Origin of the sequence: Marinobacterium sediminicola (genome assembly GCF_022343685.1) — a bacterium.
Lineage (GTDB): Bacteria > Pseudomonadota > Gammaproteobacteria > Pseudomonadales > Balneatricaceae > Marinobacterium > Marinobacterium sediminicola.
Genome location: NZ_CP092123.1, coordinates 101,813 through 124,251, shown reverse-complemented (window position 1 = coordinate 124,251; position 22,439 = coordinate 101,813). Strand labels below are relative to the sequence as shown.

The 22,439-nt window shown below is 55.9% G+C and carries 19 protein-coding genes and 2 rRNA genes; 7 read left to right on the top strand and 14 right to left on the bottom strand.

The genetic code is table 11. The annotated features are described in order from the left end of the window. Nucleotides 1-399, bottom strand: coding sequence for a flagellar basal body-associated FliL family protein (locus tag LN244_RS00575; protein WP_239040922.1), 399 nt, complete (start codon nucleotides 397-399; stop codon nucleotides 1-3). A gap of 135 nt (nucleotides 400-534) precedes the next feature. On the opposite strand from LN244_RS00575, the gene rsd reads away from it, so the two are divergent. Both rsd and LN244_RS00565 read left to right on the top strand, forming a co-directional pair. Further along, complete coding sequence (gene rsd / locus LN244_RS00570) at nucleotides 535-1,008, top strand: sigma D regulator (protein WP_239040921.1); 474 nt, start codon at nucleotides 535-537, stop codon at nucleotides 1,006-1,008. Between the two features lie 41 nt (nucleotides 1,009-1,049). Next, complete coding sequence (locus LN244_RS00565) at nucleotides 1,050-1,991, top strand: WD40 repeat domain-containing protein (RefSeq protein ID WP_239040920.1); 942 nt, start codon at nucleotides 1,050-1,052, stop codon at nucleotides 1,989-1,991. A 36-nt stretch (nucleotides 1,992-2,027) separates the two neighbouring features. On the opposite strand, the gene LN244_RS00560 is transcribed toward LN244_RS00565, so the two are convergent. Next, nucleotides 2,028-2,732, bottom strand: a complete 705-nt coding sequence (locus tag LN244_RS00560; RefSeq protein WP_239040919.1) for an FKBP-type peptidyl-prolyl cis-trans isomerase — start codon at nucleotides 2,730-2,732, stop codon at nucleotides 2,028-2,030. A gap of 47 nt (nucleotides 2,733-2,779) precedes the next feature. Continuing rightward, nucleotides 2,780-3,295: a TIGR02444 family protein gene (locus tag LN244_RS00555; protein ID WP_239040918.1), complete on the bottom strand. Its 516-nt coding sequence runs from the start codon at nucleotides 3,293-3,295 to the stop codon at nucleotides 2,780-2,782. A 20-nt stretch (nucleotides 3,296-3,315) separates the two neighbouring features. Between LN244_RS00555 and LN244_RS00550 the strand changes: the two genes are divergently transcribed. Continuing rightward, on the top strand, nucleotides 3,316-5,250 hold the full coding sequence (locus tag LN244_RS00550; RefSeq protein ID WP_239040917.1) for an ATP-binding cassette domain-containing protein: 1,935 nt from the start codon (nucleotides 3,316-3,318) through the stop codon (nucleotides 5,248-5,250). Here LN244_RS00550 and LN244_RS00545 read toward each other — a convergent pair whose 3' ends face one another. Beyond that, the gene (locus LN244_RS00545; protein ID WP_239040916.1) at nucleotides 5,251-6,561 is read right to left on the bottom strand and encodes an aminoacyl-tRNA deacylase and HDOD domain-containing protein; all 1,311 of its coding nucleotides are present in this window, start codon (nucleotides 6,559-6,561) and stop codon (nucleotides 5,251-5,253) included. A gap of 98 nt (nucleotides 6,562-6,659) precedes the next feature. On the opposite strand from LN244_RS00545, the gene LN244_RS00540 reads away from it, so the two are divergent. After that, nucleotides 6,660-7,145, top strand: a complete 486-nt coding sequence (locus LN244_RS00540; RefSeq protein WP_239040915.1) for an asparaginase domain-containing protein — start codon at nucleotides 6,660-6,662, stop codon at nucleotides 7,143-7,145. Next, the gene (gene ggt, locus LN244_RS00535; RefSeq protein ID WP_239040914.1) at nucleotides 7,142-8,878 is read left to right on the top strand and encodes a gamma-glutamyltransferase; all 1,737 of its coding nucleotides are present in this window, start codon (nucleotides 7,142-7,144) and stop codon (nucleotides 8,876-8,878) included. Before LN244_RS00540 ends, ggt begins: the two co-directional genes overlap by 4 nt. A 19-nt stretch (nucleotides 8,879-8,897) precedes the next feature. On the opposite strand, the gene spoT is transcribed toward ggt, so the two are convergent. From spoT to LN244_RS00500, 7 genes are all read right to left on the bottom strand, one after another. Next, the gene (spoT, locus tag LN244_RS00530; protein WP_239040913.1) at nucleotides 8,898-11,021 is read right to left on the bottom strand and encodes a bifunctional GTP diphosphokinase/guanosine-3',5'-bis pyrophosphate 3'-pyrophosphohydrolase; all 2,124 of its coding nucleotides are present in this window, start codon (nucleotides 11,019-11,021) and stop codon (nucleotides 8,898-8,900) included. An 84-nt stretch (nucleotides 11,022-11,105) separates the two neighbouring features. Further along, complete coding sequence (gene rpoZ / locus LN244_RS00525) at nucleotides 11,106-11,321, bottom strand: DNA-directed RNA polymerase subunit omega (RefSeq protein WP_239040912.1); 216 nt, start codon at nucleotides 11,319-11,321, stop codon at nucleotides 11,106-11,108. Nucleotides 11,322-11,376: 55 nt separating this feature from the next. Then, nucleotides 11,377-12,003 (bottom strand): guanylate kinase, encoded by a 627-nt coding sequence (gene gmk / locus LN244_RS00520; RefSeq protein WP_239040911.1) that lies wholly within the window; start codon nucleotides 12,001-12,003, stop codon nucleotides 11,377-11,379. Between the two features lie 81 nt (nucleotides 12,004-12,084). Beyond that, nucleotides 12,085-13,365, bottom strand: coding sequence for a TRAP transporter large permease (locus LN244_RS00515; RefSeq protein ID WP_239040910.1), 1,281 nt, complete (start codon nucleotides 13,363-13,365; stop codon nucleotides 12,085-12,087). Nucleotides 13,366-13,407: 42 nt separating this feature from the next. Then, nucleotides 13,408-13,971: a TRAP transporter small permease gene (locus tag LN244_RS00510; RefSeq protein WP_239040909.1), complete on the bottom strand. Its 564-nt coding sequence runs from the start codon at nucleotides 13,969-13,971 to the stop codon at nucleotides 13,408-13,410. Nucleotides 13,972-14,019: 48 nt separating this feature from the next. Continuing rightward, the gene (locus tag LN244_RS00505) at nucleotides 14,020-15,039 is read right to left on the bottom strand and encodes a TRAP transporter substrate-binding protein (RefSeq protein ID WP_239040908.1); all 1,020 of its coding nucleotides are present in this window, start codon (nucleotides 15,037-15,039) and stop codon (nucleotides 14,020-14,022) included. Between the two features lie 303 nt (nucleotides 15,040-15,342). Continuing rightward, nucleotides 15,343-16,206, bottom strand: a complete 864-nt coding sequence (locus LN244_RS00500) for a YicC/YloC family endoribonuclease (RefSeq protein ID WP_239040907.1) — start codon at nucleotides 16,204-16,206, stop codon at nucleotides 15,343-15,345. 96 nt (nucleotides 16,207-16,302) lie between these two features. On the opposite strand from LN244_RS00500, the gene rph reads away from it, so the two are divergent. After that, nucleotides 16,303-17,073: a ribonuclease PH gene (rph, locus tag LN244_RS00495; RefSeq protein WP_275424699.1), complete on the top strand. Its 771-nt coding sequence runs from the start codon at nucleotides 16,303-16,305 to the stop codon at nucleotides 17,071-17,073. 50 nt (nucleotides 17,074-17,123) lie between these two features. On the opposite strand, the gene LN244_RS00490 is transcribed toward rph, so the two are convergent. After that, on the bottom strand, nucleotides 17,124-17,897 hold the full coding sequence (locus LN244_RS00490; protein WP_239040906.1) for an exodeoxyribonuclease III: 774 nt from the start codon (nucleotides 17,895-17,897) through the stop codon (nucleotides 17,124-17,126). A gap of 170 nt (nucleotides 17,898-18,067) precedes the next feature. On the opposite strand from LN244_RS00490, the gene pyrE reads away from it, so the two are divergent. After that, nucleotides 18,068-18,712, top strand: coding sequence for an orotate phosphoribosyltransferase (gene pyrE / locus LN244_RS00485; protein WP_239040905.1), 645 nt, complete (start codon nucleotides 18,068-18,070; stop codon nucleotides 18,710-18,712). Nucleotides 18,713-19,267: 555 nt separating this feature from the next. Here the strand turns inward: pyrE and rrf are convergent. Together rrf and LN244_RS00475 are read right to left on the bottom strand one after the other, a co-directional pair. Next, a 5S ribosomal RNA gene (rrf, locus tag LN244_RS00480) occupies nucleotides 19,268-19,383 on the bottom strand. 126 nt (nucleotides 19,384-19,509) lie between these two features. Then, a 23S ribosomal RNA gene (locus LN244_RS00475) occupies nucleotides 19,510-22,394 on the bottom strand. Nucleotides 22,395-22,439: the final 45 nt, after the last annotated feature.

The following is a 22,439-nucleotide window of genomic DNA, read 5'->3' as shown; positions in this document are numbered from 1 at the left end:
CTATTGGGTCACGAAACTGGTGAAGAAGAGATCGGACACATGCGTCTGACCGGTCTCTTCCTTCAGCAACTGCTGTACCGCACTCAATGCCTTTTCGGCCAGGACCTGCTGCGCCGCCACACTGCCTACCTGATCCTCTTCTACAGCCGAAAACAGGAAAACGAGATCATTACGAATATGGGCCATGTGTGCGTTGACCGCATGATGAGCCGCCGGGTCCTCGACCTGAATGGTCACCTCAGCCTTGAGAAAGCGCACCTTGCCGGGACCACCAAAATTGGTCACGAAAGGCTTGAGCTCAATATAGTTGATGTAGTCTTCTGCCGTTTTCTCGGCCTGCGCCGGCAGGCTTAGCATTGCCGTCAGCAGGGCCAGGCACAGCCCCAGATTTCGCCACATGGGATCCTCTCCGTTTGTCCGTAGATTTCCAGTATACCTCTGCCCAAGGGCTGATCTCCATGCCTCCGGCGAGTGTATTGCACCCTCTCGGGGGTGGCAGTAGTATGGAGTCAACCAAAGTCGGAGGGACCGATCATGCTCGAGAAATGTCGCAACGCCAAAGAACGCTGGGGCGGTGTCAGTACGATCATCGATCACTGGCTGGAGGAGCGGCAGCAGCTGATCTCCACCTTCGTCTCCCTGCCCTCTCAGGAAGTCGGAGCTCCCCTGAACAGTTCAGTGGGGGAGTTCTGCGATCTGTTGATGGACTACCTGTCCTCGGGCCATTTCGAGGTCTATGAGCAGCTGCTGCGAGAAGGCAGCGAGTTTGCTGACGGCAGTCTGGAACAGGCACAGCATATTTTCCCGCAGATCCAGCCCTCTACCGACAAGGCCCTGGACTTCAATGATGCCTATGGCACGCTCAACACCCCTACACTACAGCAGTTGTGCCAGCTTTCACGGGACCTGTCTGATCTGGGCGAGACGCTGGAAGAACGCTTTGCACTGGAAGACCAGCTGATCGAGATTCTGCATAACGCGCATAAGGACCTGGTAGACGCAACGTGATCCCCCTGCGCTCTGTTTCTCTACTGTGTGCCGGACTGTTGTTGTCTGGTTGCTTCAGCAGTGCCGACTCCGCTTCGGAATCGCTGGCTCTAACCGAGCAGAGTGGCGCTTACAGCGCCGATCTCTCCCCGGATGGGCAACATGCCCTGATTGGCGCTGTCAGTCATGGCGGCAGCCTCTGGGATCTGTCACAAAAGGCCCGACGTTTTGACTGGAACCACCAGTCCAAAGCCTTCAGCGTGCTGTCCGCCGTCGACTTCTCGCCCGAAGGGCGCTATGCCCTGACCGCCAGCCCTCAGGATCTTGTCCTGTGGAATGTCGCAACCGGCACCTCAGAGGGTTTCTGGAGTTCACCGGGTGAAATTCTTGATGCCGAGCTGTCATCCGGGGGCAACTACGCCCTGTTGGGGCTGGGCAACTTTGAAGCGGTCTATTTTGATATTCGCCGCGGCGGTATACGCACCAGCCTTCGCCATCCGGCACGCGTACGCAGCGTTGCCCTTAGCAGCGATGAGCGTTTCGCGCTCACCGGGGCCGATGACCGTGTCGCCCGTTTCTGGGACCTGGAAAACGCCAGTGAACTTAAACAGATCGAGCTGGGCAACACCGTCGATACGGTCGCACTATCCCCTAACGGTCGTCTCGCCTTCAGTGCGGGCAGTCTGGACCAGGCGCTGGTGTGGAAAACCGATACCGGGGAAACTCTGTTCAGCCTCAGCGGGGATGAAAATCTGTTTCCACGCCGCCTGAGCTACCTGAGCGCCCGTTTCTCCACCAACAGCGATCAATTGCTGACCGGACGTGCCGATGGCACGGTGGAGCTTTGGGATCTGAATCGGGAGCAGGTACTGCGACGCTGGAAGCTTGACAAGCAGGCCAGCTACGGGCCCACCAGTACCGGTGTCATTGCGGTAGAGTTTGGCCCTGACGGCAACAGCTGGCTGGCCGTGGGTTCCAACGGCATGATCAACTGGCTACGCTAGGGAGACGCCTGCCACTCACAGCGGCAGGCGGAACAATTACTGCTTGTCTTCGGACGGGTTGACTTCGAGCAGCTCGACCTCAAACACCAGAGTCTCGTTCGGACCAATGGCGTTACCCATACCGCCCGGACCGTATGCCAGTTCAGCCGGGATAACCAGACGGCTCTTGCCACCTTCTTTCATCAGCTGCAGGCCTTCAGTCCAGCCTGGAATCACTCCGTTAAGCGGGAAGGAAACCGGCTCGTTACGGGCATAGGAGCTGTCAAACTCGGTACCGTCGATCAGTTCACCGCGGTAATGTACCTTGACCGTATCCTCGGCGCTGGGGCTTTTGCCCTTGCCGGCGGTCAACTCTTCATACTGCAGACCGGAGTCGGTGGTTTTCACACCATCCTTCTTGCCGTTTTCCGCCATGTAAGCCTGGCCCTTGTCCAGGTTGTCCTGCGCCAGCTTGGCCATCGCCTGACGCTGTTCTTCCATCTTGCGGCTCTGGAACGCCTGCATCACCTCGGCTACCTGCTGCTGATCCAGCAGTGGCGTTTCGTCCTTGTAGATCGCCTCTACACCGCGCGTGAAGGCTTCAATATCCAGCTCCTCCACATCCGCCTGAATCCGCTCACCCAGGATCAGACCAAGGCTGTAGCTCAATTTCTGCTGTTCCGTTTCCAGAGCTTCGGCCTGAGCACCCGCGCTGACTACCAGAGCGCCACTCAGAGCGATGGCAAGCATGCTTTTTTTCATATCTTCATATCCTTTGTTCGCGTTATTCAGCGTACACCGTGTGTGTATTAGTATCCCGGCCCGGAGGAAAGTTCAGACTCTTCCACAGGGAGTTCAGCGGCAGCGAGTGCCAGTTGACGCAGACAGCTCTGTTCCAATGGTTGTCCGCTCGAATGACGATAGCTGATCAGGTTATCCAGCATCAATGCCTTTCCGACAACTTCCGGCTGCGCCAGCCAGTCACGAGCCTGTCGCCAAAGCCGTAACAACTCTATCTGCTCGGCTGCCAGTTCAGCCTGTCTCAGCGCCTGATAGCAGGCCTCGACTTCAGGCTCGAACGTGCGCCGCTCACGCACCCGGTAGCGAATCTGGCGCAGCGGCTCGGTAATAGCTTGCCGCCATTCGGTATCCAGCAACTGCCAGCGGTCATGGTCAACCGCGACCCCCATTCGGCCAAGCCAACAGGCCAGTAGCAGTCGATTAATCGCCGCTCCTTGCTCCTGCAGTTGCAGACAGCATTGTTCTACCCCGGGCTGAGCATAAAGTGCCAGCGCATAGCGCCAAAGAGGATTGTCCAAGGCCATGCTGTGGTAATATCCCCGCCATGATTCAGATACAGAACCTTAGCTTACATCGTGGCCCCCAGCAGTTGCTAGCCGAGGCCAACCTGACCCTGCATGCCGGCTGGAAAGTGGGTATTGTTGGCGCCAACGGCGTCGGCAAGTCTTCACTGTTCAAATTGCTGCTGGGCGAACTGCACCCGGATGCGGGGGAGCTTCAGCTTCCCGGCCAGTTGCGCATCGCCCATATGGCACAGGAGGTCAGCGCCAGCACACGCAGTGCCCTCGATTACGTGATTGATGGCGACCATCGTCTGCGTAGCATTCAGGCTGACCTGGCCGTTGCCGAGGAGCAACATCAGGATGGCCGTATCGGCGAGCTGCATGCCGCGCTGGAAGCGATGGATGGCTACCGAGCCGAGTCACGGGCACACCAGCTGTTGGCCGGACTGGGGTTCGCTCCGGGTGACGCCGAACGCCCGGTCAGCAGTTTCTCCGGCGGCTGGCGAATCCGCCTGAATCTGGCGCAGGCATTGATGTGTCCGTCTGACCTGCTGTTGCTGGACGAACCGACCAACCACCTGGATCTGGATGCCACCATCTGGCTGGAGCAATGGCTGCGCCAGTACCCGGGCACGCTGCTGCTGATCTCCCATGACCGCGACTTTCTCGACAACGTGGTCAGCCATATCGTGCATCAGGCACGGCAAGAGCTGACGCTGTACAAGGGCAACTACACCGCCTTTGAGCGCCTGAGAGCCGAAAAGCTGTCTCAGCAACAAGCCGCGTTCGAGAAGCAACAGGCTCGCATCGAGCAGATCGAGAGCTTCGTACGTCGATTCCGTGCCAAGGCGACCAAGGCCAAACAGGCACAGAGCCGTTTGAAAGAGCTTGAGCGCATGGAGCAGATCGCGCCAGCGCATGTGGATTCACCGTTTACCTTCCGTTTTGATGCCAGTGACAAGTTGTCGTCACCGCTGTTGACTCTGGGTGATGCTGATCTGGGCTATGCGGACCGTACCATTTTGCGCAAACAATCCCTGACCCTGATACCCGGTGCTCGCATTGGTCTTCTGGGCGCCAACGGTGCCGGCAAGTCCACGCTAATTAAAACCCTGGTGGGTGACCTGCCACTGCTGGCCGGCGAACGCCACGAGGGCGAACATCTGCGTATCGGCTATTTTGCCCAGCATCAGCTAGAAGCGTTGGACATGCAGGCCTCCCCATTGCTGCATCTGCAACGTATCAGCCCGAATGCTACCGATCAGGAGTTGCGCAACTTTCTCGGCAGTTTCGGCTTCATCGGCGACGATGCACTGGACCCGGTTGGCCGTTTCTCGGGGGGTGAAAAGGCACGCGTTGCTCTGGCCCTCATTGCCTGGCAGAAACCCAACCTGCTGCTGCTCGACGAACCGACCAACCATCTGGATCTTGAGGTGCGCCTTGCACTGACGCTGGCCCTGCAGGGATTCGAGGGAGCGCTGATTCTGGTTTCCCATGATCGCCACCTGCTGCGTAATACCGTTGACCAGTTTCTGTTGGTTCACGATGGCGAAATCAGCGAGTTCAATGGCGATCTGGACGATTACCACCAGTGGCTGGCTCAACAGCGTCGAGAAGAGCAGAAACGTAATGAAGGTGATCTCGAGACGGCTGTGGACGCCCCTCGATCTCTGAGTGCTGCAGAACGCAAGGAGCAGAAGCGCCTGCAGGCGGAACAACGCGCCAAGCTGCGCCCGCTCAAGCAGGCTGTCAGCAAGCTTGAACAACAGATGGATTCACTGGCTGCCGGCCTGGACGAGATCGAATCGGCTCTGGCCGATACCGGTCTGTACACTGACGAACGCAAAGAGGAATTGAAGCAACTGCTGCAGCGTCAGGCCGAGCATAAGCGTCAGCTGGACGATACCGAGGCAGAGTGGCTGGAACAGCAGGAAGCGCTTGAGGCTCTGGAACAGAGCCTCGAAAGCATCGACTGATCAGGTTCGGGAGTCGAAGAGTCTGGAGATTTGCGCCAGGCTCTCTGCCTGCGCCTTGACTTCCTCAACCGCTTGACGCACCTGCTCTGGATCCAGCTCAAGCTGTTGAAGCAAATTCTCCGGCACGGGCACACGAGGACCATCACTTAACCCCTCTGCCCGCAACAGCCGACTGGCCAAGTACAGCAGCTTAGCATAGGCACTGTATTCACCTGCCTCATCCGGCACCTGCTGATAACGCACAGCCATGGCAACCTCATCCGGCAGTTTCCAGTTCTCCAGCAACCAGCCGCCAATCTGTTCACGTGTCACATGCAGGACTTCCTGTTCGACCTGCTGCTGCTCCAGATGTGGATTTGCCTCAATATACCGCGACAGTCGAGAAAAATAGGGCGGGAACAGGTATCCCAGCACCAGATAACCGAAGTTATGCAGCAAACCGGCGAGATAGGCCAGGCCCGGTCGCGGACGCTCTTCCAGCTGCGCCTTGATCGCCAGTTTTTCGCATAGGGTTGCCGTGTAGATCGCCTGATCCCAGTGGTAAATCGATCCTCTGGGGATATCCTCGGGCAGCTGAAGCACCTTGCCCATGGCCACGCCTAAGGCCAGATTGATGACCAGATCAAAGCCCAACACCCTGATGACCGCATCTTCGATGGAGCGAACCTTGCCCGGTGCCGCATAGTAGGGCGATGAGGCCCAGCCCATCACCTGAGCCGACAGACTGGGATCACGTTTGACCACCGGCACCAGATCATCGACACCAGCATCGGGGTTGGAGCGCAATCGCACGATATTGTGCATGCTCTCTGAAAGGCCCGGCAGCCCCAGCAAATCATCCAGGCGCTGCTGTACTCTCAGACCGGTAAAGCGCTCGACAGCGCGGCTGATCATCGCCGTATCGCTGATGCCAACCGACTGCTGCGGGGCCTGAGCGGGCAAAGCAAACGCGCCAACCTGTACCCGATCATGCTCAGGGCGCCGCTCCAGCGTGAAGTGCCAGCCAGAATGCGGCTCGAGACAGTGCCATGCAGACGCCGGACAATGAGTATCCACCAGCATCGGCAGCGACAATAACTGATTCTGCCCAGCTTCGGTCCGCAGCGCCGGCTGCCCGAAGAAGCGCAAGGCATCTTCTGCTTTCACCGGCTGCAACTCACGTCCGGCAAGCTGGCACAGGCTATTCAGATCCAGTAGACCCGCCGCCGGCAACACCGCCAGCACCTTGCCCTCACGATCATGCAACAGCACCAGGCGAACGTGCGCCGCACTGCTTGCGGTAAACTGCTCAACAGGAACTCCGACAGGCAAGGCTTTCTCTCCCATTATGCGATAGGGTTAAGCTGTAATGACATTGCGCTTGGCATTACTCTATCCAAGCCTATCCCAAACAGGAAGTTCACACAGCTATGCAGATCAAAATTTTGACCGCAGGCGGCACAATCGACAAGATTTACTATGATACCCTGAGTGAGTACAGCATCGGTGACCCCATGGCCCTTGAGTTGATGCAGACAGCCGGCGTCAGTTGCGAATACCAGGTCCGCAGCATCCTGCGCAAGGACAGTCTGGATATGGATGATACTGATCGGGAAGCGTTGCGTGCCGCGATCGCCGAGGACGACTGCCGTCATATTGTCATTACACACGGCACCGATACTCTGATTCAAACCGCCATGGCGCTGCAGGCTTTCACGGACAGAACAATCGTGCTGACAGGCGCCATGCAGCCGGCCCGCTTTCGTGACAGTGATGCGGCCTTCAATCTGGGTGGCGCCGTTGCGCTGGCCCAGGCCATGCCTCATGGCGTCTACATCTACATGAATGGACGCGTGTTCCACCCGGAGCGCGCGGTGAAAAACCGAGCCGCGGGCACCTTCGAGGAGCACCCATGATTCGATTCTGGACACTGTTGTCCCTGCTACTGATTCTGCACCCTGTATATGCGATCAATGAATCTCTTGCACCGGAAAGCGCTACAGGCTGGCAGCGTCAGGAAACTGTTGTCGCCGAAAGTACGCTGGTGGTAAGCGCTCACCCACTGGCAACCCATGCGGGCATGGCAATGCTGGACCAGAACGGCAGTGCCATCGACGCGGCGATCGCCGTTCAGGCAATGCTGACCCTGGTCGAACCCCAGTCTTCGGGCATTGGAGGTGGAGCCTTTCTGCTCTACTGGGATGCCAAGCAACAACAGCTGTTTGCCTATGACGGCCGAGAAACTGCCCCTGCCAGCGTCACTCCCGATTTATTCCTCAACCAGGATGGCAGCCCCATGCCCTGGCAGCAGGCTCTGGTAGGCGGCCGTTCAGTCGGGACACCCGGTGTGCTGCGCATGCTGGAACTGGCCCATCAACGCCACGGGAAACTGCCCTGGCAACACACCTTTGAACCGGCAATTCGACAGGCTCGTGAAGGGTTCAGCGTAACACCTCGGCTGCACAAGCTGATTGCAGACGGCATCAATCCGGGCCTGGGGCGCTACACCGAAGCCCGCGAGTACTTCTTTACCACTGCCGGCGAACCTCTGCCGGTCGGCACCCTACGGCAGAACCCGGAGCTGGCCGATTCGCTGACACTGATCGCTTTACAGGGCGCCGATGCTTTTTATCAGGGTCCCCTTGCCAGCAAGATCGTAGCAGCCGTGAAGGCAGCCGGTGACAATCCCGGACGTCTGCAGCCTGAGGACCTGGCCAACTACCAGGCCCGTGAACGTTCACCGCTATGCCGCCTCTATCGCGAATACCGGATCTGCGGCTTCCCGCCGCCAACCTCAGGCGGCATCACCCTACTGCAGATTCTCGGCCTGATGGCGACCCAGGAACTGATCGTCGACGCGTTGCCTGACCTTGAGTTCAGCCACCGCCTGACCCAGGCCAGCCGTCTGGCCTATGCCGACCGTGGCCGCTACCTGGCTGACGGCGATTTCGTCGACGTGCCGATCGATGCGCTGCTGGCACCTGACTACCTGCAGCAACGAGCAAAACTGATCGATCCCACCCGCGATATGGGCCAAGCCGCGCCGGGAGAGCCGCTCCCGTTGCAGCGCAGTGATGACCGATCGCCTGAGCGTCCGTCAACCAGTCACTTCGTTATCCGAGACGCCAAGGGGAACCTGGTGTCCATGACCACCAGTATCGAAATGGCGTTCGGCTCCACACTGATGGCGGGGGGATTCCTGCTCAACAACCAGCTGACCGACTTTTCCTTCGTCCCTGAGCTGGATGGCCGCCCCGTCGCCAACCGCATCGCTCCCGGCAAGCGCCCTCGCAGCTCCATGGCCCCGGTGATCGTATTCGATAAGAACAACCAGCCCGTTGCCGCACTCGGCTCACCCGGGGGCAGCCGTATCATCAACTATGTCGCCCAGACGCTCCTGCTGATGCTGCATACTGATCTGTCACTGCAGGAAATCCTGCATCAGGGACATATCAGCAACCGTAATGGCGTTACCGAGCTGGAGCAGGACACAGCAGCCGAGCAATTGTTGTTCGAACTGCAGGATCGGGGACATGCGGTGAAAATACGGGAACTGAACAGCGGTATACATGCATTGCGCAAGCGCGATGATGGCCGCTGGGAATCCGGCGTGGATCCTCGCCGGGAAGGATTGGCACTGGGGCGCTGAGTAGCGCGCCCCACAGCCACTACTGACGATTGATGTGGGTCACCGAGCTGAGCCCGCGCAGCTTGCGAATCACGCGCGCCAGATGCACACGGTTATAGACCGTCAGCTCCATCTGCACGCTGTACAGTTGACCATCACGCTCACCACTGTCGATCTTGAGCAGGTTGGCCCCCACATCGGCTGCCGCCGTCGCCAGATTTGCAATAATGCCGCGCTGGGAGCGGACTTCGAGCTGCAGCCCGACCACGAATTCTTCCTCGTTGTCCTGAGGGGCAGACCACTCCAGATAAATGGTCTTCTCGGGATTGTCACGCAGGTAGCCGATATTGCGGCATTCCGTGCGATGCACCACCAATCCGCGCCCACTGCTGATATGACCGATGATCACATCACCCGGAATCGGATGGCAGCAACGAGCATACTGCATCACCATCCCCTCAGCCCCTCGAATCGCCAGCGCCCGCCCCTGTTCGGCCGGATGCTCTTCCTGATCCGTGTGGGACTCCGGACGGAGACGCCGTGCGACCACATAGGCCATGCGGTTGCCCATACCGATATCTTCGAGCAGGTCGTCTAAGGTTTTGAAATCCGCTTCTTGCAGCAGCTGTGCCAGACGCTCAGGATCGATATTATCAAGCGAGGCACCGTAGTTGCTCATGAACTGCCCCAACAGTCGACGCCCCAGTTCGATCGATTCATTGCGCTGCTGATTCTTGAGGAAATGGCGAATACTGGTGCGCGCCTTGCCGGTCACGACAAAGTTCAACCAGGCCATGTTGGGCTGAGCACGCGGGGTGGTAATGATCTCAACGGTCTGGCCACTCTCCAGCGGTTCAGACAGCGGCGCCAGGCGACGATTAATGCGGCAGGAAACGCAGGAGTTGCCGACATCGGTGTGCACGGCATAGGCAAAGTCCACGGGCGTCGCTCCGCGTGGCAGCTCGAGAATGCGGCCTTTGGGCGTGAAGATGTACACCTCGTCCGGAAAGAGGTCCTTCTTCACGCTTTCGATGAACTCCATGGAGTCACCGGCATTCTGCTGCATCTCCAGCAGCCCCTGCACCCACTTGCGAGCCCGGTTGTAGGAACCCAAGGCCGTTTCGGTACTGCCCTTGACCTTGTAATGACTATGCTCGGCAATGCCCTGACTGGCGACGGCATCCATATCCCGGGTGCGGATCTGCACCTCGATGGTCATGCCGCGAGCCCCGAACAGGACAGTGTGCAGCGACTGATAGCCATTGGCCTTGGGGATGGCAATGTAGTCCTTGAAACACCCCGGCACCGGCTTGTACAGGTTATGTACCGCACCCAGAATGCGATAGCAGTCATCAACGGTATCGGTGACGACGCGAAAAGCGAACACATCCATGATGTCAGCGAATGCCTTGCGCTGCACTTTCATCTTGCGATAGATGCTGTACAGGTGCTTTTCGCGCCCGCTGACCCGACCACTCAACCCTTCCTGATCAAGTCGGTTTTGCATGCTTTCGCGGACGTGCTCAATGATATCCTTGCGCTGACCGCGAGCATGGACCACGGCACGACGGATACGCTTGGCACGCATCGGGTAGTAGGACTGAAACGCAAGGTCCTCCAGCTCGACCTGAAGATCTCGCATGCCCAGACGGGCCGCAATCGGCGCATAGATATCAAGGGTTTCGCGGGCAATACGACGCTGCTTGTCGGGGCGCATGGCGCCCAGGGTGCGCATGTTGTGCAGACGGTCGGCCAGCTTGACCAGAATGACACGGATGTCCTCTGCCATCGCCAGTACCATCTTCTGGAAATTCTCAGCCTGGGCTTCAGCCTTGGTTTCGAACTCCAGGTGGGTCAGCTTGGAGACGCCATCGACGATATCTGCCACCGAAGTCCCGAACTGTCCCTCGATGCCGCCATAGTCGATCTCGGTATCTTCGATCACGTCATGCAGCATCGCCGCCATCAGGCTTTGATGGTCCATGTGCATGCCGGCCAGAATATTGGCAACCGCCAGCGGGTGGGTCACATAGGGCTCACCACTTTTGCGGCGCTGACCATCGTGGGCCTGCTCGGCATAGAAATAGGCGCGCCGGACCCGAGCGATCTGCTCAGGGGTCAGATACTCTTCAAGGCGATGGGAAAGGGCGTCTATCGTCGGCATCAACATCTCCGCTAGGGCTGAAGGCTGGCAGACACCAGCCACCTATCCCCCTGATGATGCCGTATTACGGTCGCGGGGAAAAGATCAGTCCTGATCCTTGGCGTTCAGAATTTCAGCGCGGTCGATCAGGTTTTCAGCAATTTCACGCAAAGCCACTACTGTCGGCTTGTCATTTTCCCACTCGACCTTGGGGTCCTTGCCACCGACCGCAATCTGGCGCGCACGCTTGGACGCAACCATTACCAGCTCAAAGCGGTTTTCTACATTTTCCAGACAATCTTCAACGGTTACTCGTGCCATTGCGACCTCGAACAGGGTTGGAAACAACTAAGGGACCGCACAGTTTACGGGGCTTTCAGTCCTCAGACAAGAGCTGTTCCAGCAGTACCTCGTGACGGGTCTGCTGAGCGGACTGACGCAGGCGACGCGCCTGAAACAGGCTGGCCAGCTGCTGCAATGCGGTATCGAAATCATCATTGATCAGCAGGTAGTCGTATTCAGGGTAATGACTCATCTCACTGGTCGCTTCCGCCATACGTCCCGCAATCACCTCGTCACTGTCCTGACCGCGGGCATTGAGGCGCTCACGCAGGGCTTCACGACTGGGCGGCAGGATGAACAAGGTTACCGCTTCCGGCATCAGTCGGCGCACCTGCTCGGCTCCCTGCCAATCAATCTCAAGAATGACATCCCGACCCGCCGTCAGTTGTTCCTCGACCCAACGCTGAGAAGTGCCGTACTTGTTGCCGAACACTTCCGCGTATTCCAGGAATTGACCTTGCTCGATCAATGCGTTGAAGGCATCCATGGTCACGAAGTTATAGTCCACTCCATCCACCTCACCCGGGCGCATGGCGCGGGTCGTGTGGGACACCGATACCCCTACCTGATCATCCTGCTGCAGCAGCGCCTTAACCAGGCTGGTTTTACCTGCGCCCGAAGGGGCTGAGAGAATGTATAAAGTACCGGCAAGTTGGCTCATCTGTGCGTTCCGATCATGTGACGTTCAAAGCGGGCACTATAGCCCGAGGTCGCCAGCCGATCAAACCGGCGACCTCGAGGCTCAGAAGGCCAGATCGCGCAGGAAAAGCGCTATTTGAGGAAAGATGATCAACAGTGCCGCCGCCACGACCAGCATCAGTACAAAGGGTGGCGTACCCCGTATCACTTCGATATAGGGCCTGCGAAAAATGGCAATCGCGGTGAAGATATCGCAGCCAAACGGCGGGGTTGCCGAACCTATGGCAACCTGTAGCGTAATCAGCACACCCACGAGCACCGGGTCCAGTCCGGCAGACTCCACCACCGGTGCAAAGATCGGTACCAGCACCAGAATCACCACGATCGGATCCACAAACATGCAGCCGATAAAGAAGGCGATCGAGATCGCGATCAGTACGCCCGTTGGGCTTGCCTCGGCCAGCCCCAGTGTGGCCAGAATAGTCTGCGGTATCTGGGCGAACGAAATAATCCAGGAGAATGCGGCACCAGCTGCAACCAGGATGAAAACCACCGCCGTGATCAGCCCGGTGGACTTGGCGATCTTGTACAGTTCAATCGGCTTGAGAGCACGAAATACGATGAACTCGAGAATAACCGCATAGAGGACACAAACGGCTGCAGCCTCCGTGGGGCTGAATACACCGCCATAGATGCCGCCTACGATGATGACAGGGAAGCCCAGTGGCCAGATCGCCTTGCGCACCGCCTGCCAGCGTTCAGACCAGGTGGCTTTCTGCTCTGTCGGAACCTTATGGATCACGGCGTAGATATAGCTGTAGAGGGCAAACATGCCAAGGATCAGCAGCCCGGGGCCAATACCGGCAATGAACAGCTCGGAAATTGACGTGTTGGACACCACGCCATAGATGATCATGCCGATACTGGGCGGAATCAGGAACGCGATATCACTGGCGTTGATAATCAACGCCAGTACAAAGCTGTCCTTGTAACCGGCCTTGAGCATCTTCGGACGCAATGGAGAGCCCACGGCCACAACTGTCGCCTGAGTCGATCCCGATACGGCACCGAAGAGGGTACAGGCGGTGGCCGTACTGATCGCCAGCCCCCCGCGGACATGGCCGATAAACTTCATCACCATTTCGATCAGCCGGTCTGCCGAGTGGCCTCGTGTCATGATATCAGCGGCCAGAATGAACATGGGCACAGCGATCAACGAGGCAGGACGAATCCCTGCCATGAACTGCTGGATCATGAAGTCCATCTGTTCAACGCCACCGAACATGGAGTAGAAACCGATAAAGGCAGCCACAATAAGGGGAATCATCATCGGAAACCCCAGCAGCAGCAACACGATCATGGTACTGACCATAACGGTGGTCATAGCGGCTCCTCCCCTGGCTGCGGCCGAGACCGGTAAGCGGTCTTATTCATCGTCATAACCATCCTGCACCTGTGTCGACAGATAGACTTTCCTGCTCATCAGGTTTTTCAGTGCTGTCAGCAGATACTGCACACCGGTTACTGCAAGCCCTACCGGCACCCAGACAAAGACCCACCAGACCGGGATCTGCAAGGCTGGGAGTATCCGCCCCGACTCGGCCACACTGCTGATATAGCGCACAGAAAAAACGGTCAGTGCAAACATCACCAGTGAAGTTCCCAATGCAATCAATATCATTAGCCACCTGCGCCCGGCATCAGGCAGCACGTCAAATACGGCTGACATACGAATATGCCGACCATGCCTGGCGGCATAACCGATACCGGCAAAGGTAATCATGACGATCAGGATACGGTTGATCTCTTCGGTGAAGAACAGACTGTTCTGAAACAGAAAACGTCCAATGACGTTGGCAACGGTATTGAACGCCATCAGCAGGACACCGGCTCCCAGCATCAATGCTTCGGCACGGCCAAGCCAGGTATCGATCCAGCCCAGAACACCTGGAAGAGTTGAGGCCCGTTTGGACGGGCTAGGTTCGGACATGTTTTACATTCTCATCAGAGGCCGGCCCGAACGGGCCGGCTGGAGGGCTTACTGGGCCTGAGCTGCTTCCAGATCCTGCTTGAACTGCTGCAGCAGGGCCTTGCCGGAGTCACCGGTCATTTCGATGAACTTGGCCTCGACGGTCTCTGCAGCCGCACGGAAAGGCGCACGCTGCTCTTCGGTCAGGCGAACCACTTCCATTTCAGGCTTCTGCTCCATGATTTTCTCAAGAGAGCGTTCACTCAGCCCTTTCTGATACTCCATGATGTGATCGAATGCCGTCTGCATGGCGTCACGCACCAGCTTTTGATCCTGCTCTGACAGGCCATCAAAAAAGCGCTTATTGGCCATGACGGCAGTGGTGAAATTGTTGTGCCCGGTAAAGGTGATCACATCGGTCACCTCATACATTTTGGCCGACTCTACCCAAAACAGCGGGTTTTCCTGTCCCTGGATAATGTTGGTCTGCAAACCACCGTACACCTCACCCCAAGGCAAAGGCGTCGGCGTTGCACCAAAGGCTTTGTAAGACTCAACCAGCAGCGGGTTGGTCATGACTCGAACCTTGACGCCATCGAGCCCTGCAGGGCTGTCGAAGGGTTCCTGGGTGGTCACTACGACCTCGCCTTCCGGAAACATCTTCAAAAGTTCCAGACCATGCTGCGCATAGATAGCCTTGAAGTCTTCATTAATCGCTTTGCTGTTGCGGAAGAAGTGATCCAGCGCCTCATGAGTTTCAGGCAGCAGATAGGGGATAAAGAAGATCTGGGCTTCCGGGATCAGGGAACCCGTGAAACCCGGAGACTGGTCAACAAACTGCAGCAATCCTGCCTGCGTCTGCTCCATGATATCGGCAGATTCACCAAGCGTACCGTAGGGAAACAGCTGAATTTCATGGTCGGAATTGGACTCGATGTACTCCTTGAACTTGCTGGCATATACGCCCTGTACATCGGTTATCGCTTCCTCAAACGCATAACGCCAGGTCGCCGCCTGGGCAGAAGCCACTGTTCCCAGTGCTGCCACCGCAACCGTGCAGGCACCCACCAGTGTTTTCAGCTTGGTCATCTCAGATCTCCGAATCTTCATATGCTTGATGTAGGCCCTCAAGGCCTGCCAACTACAAGTTGTAGCCTAGCCTATTAAATATTTAGCATATCTAACTATTATTTTGCAAAGAAATGAGGATTCAACCAAATGACAGACCAGCGCTATTCGACAAAAATCCTGACATTCCAACATGATCGGCGCCAAATAGGGCCAATACTGTAGAAAGAGAGCAGACAAAATCCAATAAAAAAGCATCGCATATGGAATATTTCCAATAGCGATGCCTTAGTAACCAAATTTGTTAAGCCTTACGCAATAAAATTACTCGATATTCTGGATCTGCTCGCGCATCTGTTCGATCAACACTTTCAGCTCAACTGCACTGCGTGTTGTCGAAGCCACAATCGACTTTGACGACAGGGTATTGGCTTCACGATTCAGTTCCTGCATGAGGAAGTCGAGCCGGCGACCGATGGGGCCTTTCTGGGTCAACACCCGCCGAACTTCCTGCACGTGGGTCTGCAGACGATCAATCTCTTCATCCACATCGGCCTTCTGAGCAAGCAACACGATCTCCTGCTCCAGACGTCCAGTATCCAGCTCAGCGGTTAGCTCGTTCAGTTTCTGTTGAAGGTTATCCCGCTGTGCACGAAGAATCTTCGGCATCATCTGTTTAACATCCGCTACGATCGCTTCGATGCTATCAAGACGCTGCAGGATCAGCTGGTTCAGCTCCACCCCCTCGCGTTCACGTCCTTCAACAAGATCCTTAAGACTTTCCCGATACAGCGATAAAGCCTGCTGTTTAACTTCACGCATATCCAGGTCAGACTCGACCAGCACCCCAGGCCATGAGAGCAGCTCCAGCGGATTCAGCGCCTGCATTTCGGCGCCGACAACACGGAGCTCCTGGGTCGCCGCAAGCACCTCCTGCAGGCGCGCCTGATCAACTTGAAGACTGCCAGAGGATTTTTCCGGCACAAATCTCAGTGTTGCTTCAACCTTGCCACGACTGACCGCCTTGCGCAGCGCTTCGCGCAAATGCCCCTCGATATCTCGCAATGAATCCGGCAGTCGGAAATGGGGCTCCAAATAGCGATGATTGACCGATCGCAACTCCCAGATCAGGGTTCCCCAAGGCTGCTGCATCTCCTGTCGGGTAAAGGCGGTCATGCTTCGTGTCATAATCCATCGATCTCTATTAGAATTGCTTTTTCATTATTCTAACAGCCATCTGAGTGCCTTGCGCGACCAGGATGGAGACATATAAGGGTAGCCCACATGAGTTCGAGCTTTTCTGAACAACTGCAGAATCTAGGACTGAACAAGATGCGTCCCAGCGGCAGACAGCCGGACCAGATGCGCGATATCCGTATCACCCGCAATTTCACCCGCCATGCCGAAGGCTCAGTCCTGGTCGAATTTGGCGATACCAAAGTGATCTGTACCGCCACGGTAGACCGAGGTGTGCCTCGCTTTCTGCGCGGCACTGGCTCCGGTTGGGTAACCGCTGAATACGGCATGCTACCTCGTTCTACCAATACTCGCAGCGACCGTGAAGCGGCTCGTGGCAAGCAGACTGGGCGAACTATCGAAATACAACGCCTGATCGGACGCTCTCTGCGTGCTGCGCTCGACCTGAACAAGCTCGGGGAGAATACCATCACCATCGACTGTGATGTGATTCAGGCCGATGGCGGTACTCGTACAGCATCCATCACAGGGGCCTGTGTGGCGTTGATGGATGCCATCAATGTCTTGAAGCAGGACAAGAACGGCGCCATGAAGGGCAACCCCGTGAAGCAGTTGATTGCAGCGGTATCTGTCGGCATCTACAAGGGAGAGCCCGTCCTTGATTTGGATTATGTCGAGGATTCAGCCGCGGAAACGGACATGAACGTGATCATGACCGATGCCGGTGGCTTTATTGAGGTTCAGGGTACGGCTGAGGGTGCCCCTTACTCACAGGAGGAGCTTAATGCCATGCTGGCACTGGCTCAAAAGGGTATTGCCGAGCTGGTAGAGCTGCAGAAACAGGCTTTGGCCAGCTAACAACCAAAGAGCGCTAGAGGGCCGCTCCGCAAGAAGCGGCCCGACAGACATCAGATTTCAATGTCGTAATCAATTGTAAGAGGTGCATGTTCCGAGAACCGCTGATCGCGGTAAATGCGTGCGTTCTTAACGGTCTTGCGAAGGTTGGCAGTGGTAATCTGGTAATCCAGACGGGCCCCTTCATTTAACGTCCACGCGCGATTGTAATCCGGCCACCAGGTGTACTGACGCTCAGCCTTATTGATTTCACGGAAGGCATCCACATACCCCATTTCACCAAGCACTTCTTCAATCCATTCACGCTCTTCAGCCAGGAAGCCTGAAACCCGCTGATTCACATACCAGTTACTCAGGTCTATGGGACGGTGCGCGATATTGAAAGTGCCGGCAAAAATAAACTCACGACGCTTGCGAAGCGTTTTCTTCAGATGCCCCATGAATAGCTCAAGGTACTCCATCTTGGCAGCCTGAGCTTCATCACTGCGCAGGCCAGAGGGAATGGTCATCGAACTGACACTGACCTTATCAAAGTCAGCCTGAATGAAACGGCCATTAAAATCACACTGTTCAAAGCCAAGCCCTGTCATGATCGCTTTAGGCAGGTGTCGGGTATACAGTGCGACGCCACTGAAACCATCCTCGAAAGCATCGAAGAAGTATGCATGATAGCCCTCGGGGTGGTAACGATCGCCATCAAGCTGATACTCCTTTGCTTTGAGATTCTGCAGGCATACTACATCGGCATCCTGCTGGATCATCCAGTCAAAGAAGCCATTATCTGCGGCCTGTTCAATACCCTGGGTATTGAAGGTGATCACACGCATAGTGTCTGAGCCCCGTTGAGCGTATTCGAACGAATATGGGATGGAAGGTAAAAGAGAATTGTAACCATTGCACGCCCAAATTTGAAATTTTTCTGGCTTGATCCTGCATGGATGCAGCCTCCTGCAGCAGGTATCATAGCCCTGATTTCATTACCGCTGCGGAGAAAACTATGCTGGACTATCAACGTGAATTTATCGAGTTTGCACTGGAAAAAAATGTTCTGCGCTTTGGCGAATTTACGCTCAAGTCCGGCCGTAAAAGCCCCTACTTTTTCAATGCGGGTCTGTTTAATTCAGGACTGGCGCTCGCCAAGCTCGGTCGCTTTTACGCAGCAGCTTTGGAAAATGCAGGAATTCAGTTTGATGTCATGCTGGGTCCTGCCTACAAAGGCATTCCCTTGGCTGCAGCAACCTGCGTGTCCCTTGCCAATGATTTTAACAAAGATGTCCCCTATGTATTCAACCGCAAGGAAGCCAAGGACCACGGCGAAGGCGGCAATCTGGTAGGTGCGCCACTTGAGGGACGAGTCCTGATCATCGACGATGTCATTACGGCAGGTACCGCTATCCGCGAAGTCATGGCAATCATTGAGCAGGCAGGGGCTCAGCCTGCAGCAACCCTGATCGCACTGGATCGACAGGAAAAGGGAACAGGGGAGCTGTCTGCCATTCAGGAAGTCGAGCGTGATTACAAGATGCCTGTTATCAGTATCATCAGCGTAGCCGATCTGATCGAGTACCTGCGAGAACAAGGCAACATGGCTGATCAACTTGAAGCGATCGAAGCCTACCGTGATGAATATGGCATTCGATGAGGAAATAGGAATTTTTCCTATATACCCTTCTTCTTCACATGGATATTATCTGTTTCGAGGTTCACAGGACGTGACGAGCTGAGTGGAGTCTCAGTACCTCAACGTCTGCGTAGGAGATGCGCAGCGGCTGACATGGAAGTCGGTGACAGGGCCCTAAGACACGGATGCGTCAGGGCCCTTCTTTTTATCCCCAGTCTCATGTAATCAGGCACCTTACCGGGTGCGTCATCTGTTGATACACATACCGCTGATCCTTTATCCACACCCGCCATCAATGCTCCGGCTTGTGGATAAACCTGTTATCTGCAGCATCAAGCCCGCCCAGCCGTTAGCGTCAACAACACCGAGCTGTTATCTGAGCTCGAAATAGCGTCCTGGGGATAACCTCTGGAGAGAACCGGATACGTCCTGTAAAGCCCAAACTGCTGACTGACAAGACTAGTTGACCAGCGTCATCGCCCCTCAAGGCACACAGGCACAGACTCTGCTGTCATCGCCAGGCCCATAACGCAAAAACCCCGGCCTCAACGAGACCGGGGTTCTGCTTAAATAAGTGCTTGGCGATGACCTACTCTCACATGGGGAAGCCCCACACTACCATCGGCGATGACGCGTTTCACTGCTGAGTTCGGGATGGGATCAGGTGGTTCCACGTCTCTATGGTCGCCAAGCAAAACTGGTACAAATCAGATCTGAAATTCGTGACTGTCTGTGTTGTCGCTACAAGCGTTCAACCGGTGCTCTTACGAGCTACGATAATCTTTCTAACCATTCATTTCAAACGCCTTGGGCGTTATATGGTCAAGCCTCACGAGCAATTAGTACTGGTTAGCTCAACGCCTTACAACGCTTACACACCCAGCCTATCAACGTCCTGGTCTCGGACGGCTCTACAGGGACCTCAAGGGTCCAGTGAGATCTCATCTTGAAGGAGGCTTCCCGCTTAGATGCTTTCAGCGGTTATCCCGTCCGAACGTAGCTACCCGGCAATGCCACTGGCGTGACAACCGGAACACCAGAGGTTCGTTCACTCCGGTCCTCTCGTACTAGGAGCAACTCTTCTCAAATCTCAAACGCCCACGGCAGATAGGGACCGAACTGTCTCACGACGTTCTAAACCCAGCTCGCGTACCACTTTAAATGGCGAACAGCCATACCCTTGGGACCGGCTTCAGCCCCAGGATGTGATGAGCCGACATCGAGGTGCCAAACACCGCCGTCGATGTGAACTCTTGGGCGGTATCAGCCTGTTATCCCCGGAGTACCTTTTATCCGTTGAGCGATGGCCCTTCCATACAGAACCACCGGATCACTAGAACCTACTTTCGTACCTGCTCGACGTGTCTGTCTCGCAGTCAAGCACCCTTCTACTCTTGCGCTCATTGGCTGATTTCCGACCAGCCTGAGGGTACCTTCGTGCTCCTCCGTTACGCTTTGGGAGGAGACCGCCCCAGTCAAACTACCCACCACACAATGTCCTCGATCCGGATTACGGACCTGAGTTAGAACCTCAACAGTACCAGGCTGGTATTTCAAGGACGGCTCCACTCGAACTGGCGTCCGAGCTTCAAAGCCTCCCAGCTATCCTACACAAGTAATGTCAAAGTCCACTGTGAAGCTATAGTAAAGGTTCACGGGGTCTTTCCGTCTAGCCGCGGGTACGCTGCATCTTCACAGCGAGTTCAATTTCACTGAGTCTCGGGTGGAGACAGTGTGGCCATCGTTACGCCATTCGTGCAGGTCGGAACTTACCCGACAAGGAATTTCGCTACCTTAGGACCGTTATAGTTACGGCCGCCGTTTACCGGGGCTTCGATCAAGAGCTTCGCCGAAGCTAACCCCATCAATTAACCTTCCGGCACCGGGCAGGCGTCACACCCTATACGTCCACTTTCGTGTTTGCAGAGTGCTGTGTTTTTAATAAACAGTCGCAGCCACCTGGTATCTTCGACCGGCATCAGCTTAGAGAGCAAGTCTCATCACCAACACCGGCGTGCCTTCTCCCGAAGTTACGGCACCATTTTGCCTAGTTCCTTCACCCGAGTTCTCTCAAGCGCCTTGGTATTCTCAACCTGACCACCTGTGTCGGTTTCGGGTACGGTCCCGCATAACCTGAAGCTTAGAGGATTTTCCTGGAAGCATGGCATCAACCACTTCGACTCATAAAGAGTCTCGTCATCAGGTCTCAGTCTTAAGGAGCCGGATTTGCCTAACTCCTCAACCTACACCCTTAAACGCGGACAACCAACGCCGCGCTGGCCTAGCCTTCTCCGTCCCCCCGTCGCAGTTATGCGCGGTACAGGAATATTAACCTGTTTCCCATCGACTACGCTTTTCAGCCTCGCCTTAGGGGCCGACTCACCCTACCCCGATTAACGTTGGATAGGAACCCTTGGTCTTCCGGCGAGGGGGTTTTTCACCCCCTTTATCGTTACTTATGTCAGCATTCGCACTTCTGATACCTCCACGGTGCCTTACAGCTTCCGCTTCAACGGCTTACAGAACGCTCCTCTACCATGCCCTAAGGCATCCGCAGCTTCGGTGTCTAGTTTGAGCCCCGTTATATCTTCCGCGCAGGCCGACTCGACTAGTGAGCTATTACGCTTTCTTTAAAGGGTGGCTGCTTCTAAGCCAACCTCCTAGCTGTCTAAGCCTTCCCACATCGTTTCCCACTTAACTAGAACTTTGGGACCTTAGCTGGCGGTCTGGGTTGTTTCCCTTTCCACGACGGACGTTAGCACCCGCCGTGTGTCTCCCATGATTGCACTCTTGGGTATTCGGAGTTTGCATCGGGTTGGTAAGTCGGGATGACCCCCTAGCCGAAACAGTGCTCTACCCCCCAAGGTGAGACATGAGGCGCTACCTAAATAGCTTTCGAGGAGAACCAGCTATCTCCGGGCTTGATTAGCCTTTCACTCCGATCCACAGGTCATCCGCTAACTTTTCAACGGTAGTCGGTTCGGTCCTCCAGTTGATGTTACTCAACCTTCAACCTGCCCATGGATAGATCGCCCGGTTTCGGGTCTACTCCCAGCGACTTGGCGCCCTATTAAGACTCGGTTTCCCTACGCCTCCCCTAAACGGTTAAGCTTGCCACTGAAAGTAAGTCGCTGACCCATTATACAAAAGGTACGCAGTCACCGTCCGAAAACGGCTCCCACTGCTTGTACGTACACGGTTTCAGGGTCTATTTCACTCCCCTCACAGGGGTTCTTTTCGCCTTTCCCTCACGGTACTGGTTCACTATCGGTCAGTCAGGAGTATTTAGCCTTGGAGGATGGTCCCCCCATATTCAGACAGGATAACACGTGTCCCGTCCTACTCGATTTCACTGTAAATAGGTTTTCGCATACGGGGCTATCACCCACTATGGCCACACTTTCCAGAGTGTTCTGCTAACCACATCACAGCTTAAGGGCTGGTCCCCGTTCGCTCGCCGCTACTAAGGGAATCTCGGTTGATTTCTTTTCCTCCGGGTACTTAGATGTTTCAGTTCCCCGGGTTCGCCTCTCAAAACCTATGTATTCAGTTAAGAGATACCCGCAAGCGGGTGGGTTTCCCCATTCGGAAATCCTCGGATCAAAGTCTGTTTACCGACTCCCCGAGGCTTATCGCAGGTTACTACGTCCTTCATCGCCTCTGACTGCCAAGGCATCCACCGTGCACGCTTATTCACTTGACCATATAACCCGAAGGCGTCTGGAAAAATGAATGGTTCGTAACGATT